This is a genomic window from Candidatus Alcyoniella australis (genome assembly GCA_030765605.1).
GTDB lineage: Bacteria > Lernaellota > Lernaellaia > JAVCCG01 > Alcyoniellaceae > Alcyoniella > Alcyoniella australis.
On record JAVCCG010000071.1, the window covers coordinates 1 to 8134 of the forward strand.

General features: G+C 55.6%; 6 protein-coding genes. 4 read left to right on the forward strand and 2 right to left on the reverse strand.

Annotated features, from left to right (window positions below; all coding sequences use genetic code 11):
• Positions 1-1199, reverse strand: a 1199-nt coding sequence (locus P9M14_07920; GenBank protein MDP8255659.1) for an integrin alpha, incomplete at its 3' end; no start/stop codon positions are given.
• Between the two features lie 108 nt (positions 1200-1307).
• Positions 1308-1967: a class I SAM-dependent methyltransferase gene (locus P9M14_07925; protein MDP8255660.1), complete on the reverse strand. Its 660-nt coding sequence runs from the start codon at positions 1965-1967 to the stop codon at positions 1308-1310.
• 117 nt (positions 1968-2084) lie between these two features.
• On the opposite strand from P9M14_07925, the gene P9M14_07930 reads away from it, so the two are divergent.
• The 4 genes from P9M14_07930 (at position 2085) to P9M14_07945 (ending at position 7871) form a co-directional block, all read left to right on the forward strand.
• On the forward strand, positions 2085-2813 hold the full coding sequence (locus P9M14_07930; GenBank protein ID MDP8255661.1) for a hypothetical protein: 729 nt from the start codon (positions 2085-2087) through the stop codon (positions 2811-2813).
• Between the two features lie 148 nt (positions 2814-2961).
• Positions 2962-4968: a prolyl oligopeptidase family serine peptidase gene (locus P9M14_07935; protein MDP8255662.1), complete on the forward strand. Its 2007-nt coding sequence runs from the start codon at positions 2962-2964 to the stop codon at positions 4966-4968.
• A gap of 681 nt (positions 4969-5649) precedes the next feature.
• Entirely contained in the window at positions 5650-6429 is a 780-nt protein-coding gene (locus P9M14_07940) for a hypothetical protein (protein MDP8255663.1), read from the forward strand.
• Positions 6414-7871, forward strand: coding sequence for an SBBP repeat-containing protein (locus P9M14_07945; protein ID MDP8255664.1), 1458 nt, complete (start codon positions 6414-6416; stop codon positions 7869-7871). The genes P9M14_07940 and P9M14_07945 overlap by 16 nt, the downstream gene beginning before the upstream one ends.
• The last annotated feature ends 263 nt before the right edge of the window (positions 7872-8134 follow it).

An 8134-nucleotide genomic window follows, 5' to 3' on the forward strand; every position in this document is an offset into this window, starting at 1 on the left:
CCTGCCAATGAAACGCTCGATCCCAAGCCTGCGCTGTATTGGCCTGATTCGGCCGTCCAATCCGGCTCGTCCAGCAGGCCCCCTGAGGATCCGTGATAAACGTAGGCGCGCCCCTCATCCTCCCGGGTCTCGTCGTAGCGATGCGCCCCGATGATCACATCGTCGAAACCATCGCCGTTGACGTCTCCGGCCGATGAAACGCTGTTGCCCAAATGAGCGCCGGTTTGATCCGATTCAATCACCCAGTCCGCGACAGTGGATAGACCGAATTCCGAGCCGTGAAAAACGTATGCCCGGCCCTCGTCCACTTGTCCGCTGAAATATTCGTCCGCACCGATGATCACGTCGTCGTAGCCGTCGTTGTTCACGTCGCCGGCCGACGAGACGCTGGTGCCGAAACTCGCCCAAAGTTGATTCGATTCCGCCATCCAATCAGGGGCCGCAGATAGGCCATCGGCACTGCCGAAAAAAACGAACGCCGCGCCCTCGCCCTTGTGTCCATTATTAAAGTTTCGCGCACCGATGATCAGATCATCGTAGCCATCGCCGTTTACATCTCCGGCGCAGGCCACGCTGTTGCCCAATTGCGCATATTCCGTGTCCGATTCGTATGTCCAATCAGCCTGGGCCGACAGCCCGGCGGCTGAGCCGTAATACAGATACACGCGCCCCTCTTCCTCGTGTCCCCAGCTGGAAAAGGGTGCTCCGATAATCACTTCGTCGTACCCGTCGCCGTTCACATCTCCGGCCGATGAGACGCTAAAACCCAATTTAACAGCCGCTACATTTGGCTCAACTATCCAATCGGCATCCAACGATAAACCGTCGGAAGAACCATGAAACACGTAGGCTCGACCCTCATGATTCTGACCGTTGGAATAGTAGTAGGCTCCGACGATCACATCGTCGTAATTATCCCCGTTCACGTCGCCGGCCGTTGAGACACTACAGCCCAAATGGGCGTATTCCTGGTTGGACTCGATGCTCCAATCCGGATTTGCGGACAGACCCGATCCAAGTATCAGCAGCGAACGATCATCAGCCGATTGCAGGCCGGGACCATCCCCTATATCTACTCGCTTCAGCACCCCGGCGTTTTGTGCCGTATCGCCGATCGATTGTTCGTCCAGGCGGCAAGTCGCCACAAAAGTAATTAAGATCGTTGCCAGAACAGCCAGAGATACTCGTATGGCTCGCATCGATCCCTCATGTTTTTTGTTATACGAGTTAATTTATTACATACCTAAACTTCAAAGCAACTTATTAAATTAACGCACGAATCGAACGAACTACGCCATGCTGTGACTCTAAGCCACTCGCCAGGCGGCCAGGTGTCGGTCGCTAACTTTTGCGACCTCGACGTGCTCCAGGCCCGCATCCGCGAGCTGACCTCGCACCTCGTCGATAGTGTAGGCGGCCAGCAGCGAGTTGTAGAAATCGCGCTGTAAAATCTCGGGGTCGTGCGCAGCGCAACGCTCGACGATCTGTCGCGCCGCGTCCGGACTTTGTGGACGGATCAGGTCCATTACCAGCAGCGGCGCTTGGGGACGCGCCAGGTTGGAGCATTGACGCCAGAACGCAATCGGGTCCGGCAGGTGATGCAGCAGGCTGTTGCTCAACACCGCGTCGAGCTTACCGTGCAGCTCGGACAGCCCCAGTGCGTCGGCGCAGATCAGCTCGATCCGATCTTGCAGTTCTGCCTTTGCGACCGCACGTTGCGCCAGCTCGATCATTGCCTGCGAGCCGTCCACACCCAGTGCGCGCACTGCGGGCAGAGCCGCGCAAAGCCTGATCAGCACATCGGCCGGACCGCAGCCCAGGTCAACCACCCGTCCGTTTTGGAACAGTGGGAATTTGTCGATCAGCAGTTCGACAAACAGGCTGTTGGCGTCGCTGAAGTCAGCCTGGGCATAGGCCCGGGCCTGCTCCCAATCGTCCATAATCTCGTCTTCCGGTATGCGATCCATCGGCTCTCCACGCAACGGTTCAACTTATGCCCGCTCATTTTCACCGGCACCAAAGCTCGATACAAGATGGGCGCGGGATGGACAATCTGTTTGTCTTCGGGTTAGATTTTCCGTCCGATGTTTTACACAACTCTGAAAGTATACATTGCCGAGAAGTTCAGGAGCTCTTGGAAGTCGCTGCTGCTGTTGTTTGTGTTGTGCGCGGCGATCTTTAGCTTGGGGCTGTTGCTGGGCGGTTTTGTCTTCGACGGTCGCAACGATCCGGGCGAGCTGCTGTTCACTGAAAACTGGGATGGCCACGAGTCGGGCAAGCCGCCGGGCGACCCTTGGGATATCTACAACGTCGGCGACAACGGCGTGGCCCAGATTTTCAGCCGCGGCCAGGGAATGGGAAAATCCTTTTCTCTGCGCGCCGATGCTCCCTCGGACATCACCGTGGCCGCCGCCCTTCCCTCGGGACCGCTTAAGCACGGCACGCTGACCGCAGCGTTCGACGTTTTGCTCGAACAGGGCGAGAACCTGGGATTCGTGTTGATCGGCAGCGGATCGTCCAACCACGCATACGCCTTGCTCAACGGCGAGGAAGTGCTGACCCAGGACTCCAAGGAACGGATGCTGGCCTGCGGCTCGTTCACCCCGGGAACCTGGATCAACCTGCGGATCGTGGCCGACATCGACCGCCAGACATACAGCGTATTTGTCAACGGTCATCCCGGAGAGTGCCGCGATGTAAGCTGGGTCAACCATCGTGAATCCGGCGGCGATTTGCAGAGCTTTGCCGCTTTCATCGGACCGGACCAGTCCGGGTCGGGCCGGATGGATCATCTGCTGATCTATCACCGATAACCTCTCGCGTGATCAGACCCGAGGGAGAATTACAATGAACAATATTTCTCGCACAGTTGTGTTTGCCGTACTCGCCGCGATCCTGTGTTGCGGCTGCGCTCACAATCCTCCGACGCTCGGCCCAACCGCTCCCACGCTCAGAGCACCAATGGTGATCAAGCCTCAGCCGCTGGTCGAGACCATCAACGGCTATCAGGTTGCGGACCCCTATCGGTTTTTAGAGGACGAGCAGGCGGCCGCAGCCTGGATCGACTCCCAGAACCTGCGCACAACAGCCTATTTGGAGTCGGTTGCAACGCCGGGCGTGGCCCAGCGCGTGAGCGAGCTTTACGGCATCGGCTACTCGGTCGAGCCGGAGTTGGCCGGCGGCAAGCTGTTCTACCTCAAGCTCGAGACAGGTGACGAGCAGCCCAAGCTCTACATGCGCAGTGACAACATTGAGCGCGTACTCCTCGATCCAATCTTGATCGACGCCACGGGCAAGACCGCGCTGGACTGGTACTATCCATCGCCCGGCGGCAGCTACCTGGCCTACGGCCTCTCCAAAGACGGTGACGAGAACAGCACGCTCTACCTGCTCGACACGGTCTCGGGAGAGACCTTGGCGGACACCATCGGCCACACGCGCCATTGCTCCATTGCCTGGCTCTCCAACCAGAGCGGCTTTTACTACACGCTCTACCCCGACGGCACCCAGTACAACCGCCACGTCTACTTTCACGAACTGGGCTCCGACCCGAATCAGGACCGCTACATATTCGGCGATGACCGCGCGAAAACCGACTGGCCGGACCTGCGGATCAGCGAGGACGACCGCTATCTGCTAATCAACGTCGAGACCGGCACAACCTCCAACGACGCCTACATACTGGAACGCTCCATTGGCGAGATCGTGCCGATCGTTGAGGGGCTCGACGCTCAGGTCTGGGCGCTGGAGATGCTGGGCTCCAAAATTCTGGCGCTGACGACACTCGACGCGCCCAACCGCCGGCTGGTGCTGATCGACCCGCGCGATCCGGATCAAGCCAAATGGACCGACCTGATAGAGCAGCGGGATTATCCGCTGGAAGATCTGGCGATCGCCGGCGAGCGGATCGTCGCGCTCTACCTGGAAAACGCGGTCTCGCAAATGCGGGTCTTCAATCTGCAGGGTATTGAGCTTGGAACCATCGAGCTGCCCGCGCCGGGCAGCGTCAGCAGACTGGCGGTCCAGCGCGGCTCATCGGAGCTGGTGTTCAGCTACTCGTCGTTTCTCTACCCGCAGAGCCTGTTCCGCGCCGACCCGATGGTCGAGCTACGCGCCGAACCGCTGGTGTTGACCTCAACCGGCGGCTCGTTCGATCCATCGAACTTTGTCGTACGCTACGTGGAGTACCCCTCCTACGACGGCACGTTGGTGCCGATGTTCATCGTTCACAAGCGAGGGATCGAACTTAACGGCGATTGCCCGACGATCCTCTACGGCTACGGCGGATTCGGCATTTCTCTTGGGCCGTACTTCTCGCGCACCAACCTGTTTTGGATCGAGCGCGGCGGCGTCTACGCCGTGGCCAACATCCGCGGCGGCGGCGAGCTGGGCGAGGTCTGGCACCAGGCTGGGATGCGCGAGCGCAAGTTCCAGGTCTTCGAGGACTTTCAGTACGCCATGCGCTACCTGATTCGCCAGGGCTACACCAATCCCGAACGGCTGGCGATCCGCGGCGGGTCCAACGGCGGCCTGCTGGTCGGTGCGATGATCACCCGCGCGCCGTACCTGTTCGGCTGCGCCGTGGGACAGGTCGGGCTCTACGACATGGTGCGCTACCATCGCTTCCCGCCCGGCGAGCTGTGGGTGCCCGAGTACGGCTCAGCCGACGAGCCGGGCCAGACCGGGTACATCTGGGCCTACTCGCCCTATCACCAAGTTCTGCCCAAAGTGGCCTATCCGCCCTCGTTGATCTTGACGGCGGAATCGGACACCCGCGTGCACTGGATGCACTCGGCCAAGTTCGCGGCAGCGTTGCAGGCCTCGGGCAATGCGCGCGGTCCGATCCTTTTCTGGCTCCAGCGCCAGGCCGGACACGGTCAGGGGATGAACTGGTCCGACGCGGCCCAACAGACCATCCGGTCGTACTACTTCGTTATCGAACAGATCGGCGACCCTGCGACTCCCTGATCTTTCGCCGCCCTACAACAGCTCCACGCGATCAACCGCGAGCGTAATCGCGCCGTACTCCTGCTGCACCCTGCCGCCGAGCAAATAGCCCGCATTTCTCACGAGGGTTCGTAGCGAGGCGTGCAAGATGCCGCAAGAACTAGGAAGCTACTCCTAGCTGAAGGTTCTACGGTGCGGGGGCGGTTCGTAGCCCAATGACCATCGCGATATGCGAGATTTGAGGCGGCTCATAGCCGTCTGCGCAGGCGTACCCGCTGCGGTACGTCGAGCACGGATCGGCGAGAATGACGCTGTTATTGCGAGCAGATTGTGCGCCGCAGTAGACCCCTCGTGAGAAATGCGGGTTAGAGCCAATTCGCTACAAAATAATCCAGGGCCGGGGCAGTGTCCCGGCCCTTTTTTTATTGACGTCCAACTGGCGTAGCTATATATTAAGCGCATGCAGAGAATAGCTCGGATTATTGCTGAAGCACTCCCGCATCACGTGACCCAGCGGGGCAGTCGCAGCTTGCCGACCTTTTTCTGCGACAAGGACTATCAAGTTCAAATTAAGTATGGTGTACCCCGAACTCATGCCAAAATGGCTGATTAATAGGTATGGTGTCCCTTGATTATTCTCCATACTCCGGGGGCTCAGTCCCTCCGAGTTATCTTCCGATCAATCCGATTCTGAGCGTGATGGTGGACGATTTATACCAATCCTGGGATCCAAAATACACAAGCTGGAACGATTCATTAGACGAGCCCAATAAATGGTGCTCGGAGTACGCATCCCATGTGATAAACAAGGCGTCCGGTGGGCTCTACGACCCGGATTGTGTTTGGACCGAGCCTCTCAGGGAATATTTTAAGAGTAAGACGCGCTTCATCGATCCGACTACTGTATCCTACGCCGAACTCGGTGGGCCCAAGGGGATTGATGATTGGCGGGAAACAAAGTTTGATCCCTCTGAAAAAGTCAATTACTTTTTATCTCTTGGCGGCAATCAAGGTGTGGGAGTTGAGCCTGTAGGTAGGGGCGTATATCGGCCAGATTATGAATTGCCATCTACCGGCAATAAAATAGAAAATGAAGATAATCCAACAGAATGGCCTCAGAATAGTATTATCTGGAGTACGGATAGACAAAATTGGTTTGGCGAATCCGGGAATGAGGGAATTTATAGGTACACAGGTAGAGGGGAGTGGGCATTGTGCGATAAATCTAATCCTGCCCAAGTGGCGAGGTGCTTCCCGAAAATGAATAGTGTATTACTTGACGGCTTTGGCGATACCGGGGCAATGATCGGCGCAAGGCCCCGCTTGACCGGCTATGAGCCCGTCCTTGGTCCCAGAACAAAACGCCTGGAACCAATCGCAAGGCAAATCGCCGCAGGGCAGCGTCTTGAGCATTATATAATAAAGGCTAAACCGAAAACCCTTCTATATTACAAGGACGGCCGTTTTTGGCCGAAAAAATGATGAATATCAGTAAAGCGATTTCCGCTTACACAAAGCTCTCACGATATTCAGTACTGCTATACTCTTTTGTATTTATCTTGTGTGCTCATATTTCTGCTGTCCAGGCATACAGGGATGAGGGTAGTGGGATTGCTGTGGATGCGGAGCAGAATGTATATGCCACTGGCATAACCACTACCGGCAATTATCACTATCTTGTCAACACGCTGAAGTATGACAGCCAAGGTCGTCTTCTTTGGGAAGATACAGTTATCAATCGTCGGGCCAATTTCCGCTCGGATGTTATGTTCGACCCGTTCGGAGATATTGTCGTCAGGGTCATGGGCGATATGGGATTCATTAAATACGATCCCGATGGGAACATACTTGCTCAGGGAGCATTCCGTGATCTCCCCCATACGGGGGCGAGACAATGCGCAGTTGATGCTGAAGGAAACATTATATGTGCCGGAAGCACCAATCTCGAGCCGGATCAGTGGTACAGGGAAGAAGATTTCCTCATTGTCAAATACGACGTGAATGGCGCAGCCTTATGGTCGAAAAGAGTAAGCGGTGTCAGTGACTATAATTACCCGTACGATATAAGTGTGGACAACTCTGGTGCGATCTATGTAACCGGCAAGACCAACATGACGGATTACGAATTCAATGCTACAACGATCAAGCTTGATGAATCGGGCGAAGTAGAATGGAAGTCTACATTGTTAAACTCGGATGCATTATACTGCAATGTCCTTGATAACGCTGGCAATATCTATGACGCAGGGCAATTGTGGCCCCAAGACGTGGCAGTGGTACGCAAAATCGATGCTGCAGGCAACTTGCAATGGGAAAAGACTTACAACGGACGCTATGTGAACAACGGTTTCTTTGGCATGACCTATTGCGAAGGAGACGGCCTGTATCTATGTGGCTCCACCTACGACGAAAGAAGCGCCACGGATAGCGATATCATTATAGCCAAGTATAGTGACGACGGGTTGTTGTTGTGGAGCGATGAGTACAAAACAGAAGTAAATGGCGAAGATCGCTATGAGGGAGCGCTTTTAATAGCTTGTGGCAGTCCTGGATATATTTATGTTGCGGGGGGTTGCTACGCAGAAATCAATGATAACAAAAATGTATTACTTCTCAAGTACGAGGTGGGAGGCAACCTGATATGGTCTGTGAGCTACGATGAAAACGGTTTCCGCGATAAACCCGAAGGGATAGACATTGATGATGAGGAAAACGTCTATATGGTTGGTACGTCCTGCCTGGGTTCTGACAACTCTACTTGCGACATGCTAACCATCAAATACGACAGCGACGGCAATATCGTTTGGAAGGCGCGTTACGATTACTACACGCCGCCGGATAATGGCGATGTCGATGACGATGATGATGACGACAGCGGAAGCGACGACGATGATGACGACGACGACTCGGGCTGCTGCGGGTGAAATACAATAAGTTTGATTCCAAATTGGATTGTAACTTCTTTCTCGGAATTGGCGGGTCCCAGGGACACCTTGTTAGGCCCAGGATTTTTGCTTTATATCGTGACCACACAGCAAGAAAGCGGACGGAAAATTACATGGTTGGGGAATGGCAGATTCACGGTTTTGGCGATACAACACAGATCGGCACATAGTGTTATCCCACTCTCCAAATCGAACAGGGAGCAATTATAATGGCTTCTAAAGCAACAGTTACAATAGCCTGC

Coding starts and splice junctions, on each gene's coding strand:
- P9M14_07930 (MDP8255661.1), top strand. CDS start 2,085: ATGTTTTACACAACTCTGAAAGTATACATTGCCGAGAAGTTCAGGAGC.
- P9M14_07925 (MDP8255660.1), bottom strand. CDS start 1,967: ATGGATCGCATACCGGAAGACGAGATTATGGACGATTGGGAGCAGGCC.
- P9M14_07935 (MDP8255662.1), top strand. CDS start 2,962: ATGGTGATCAAGCCTCAGCCGCTGGTCGAGACCATCAACGGCTATCAG.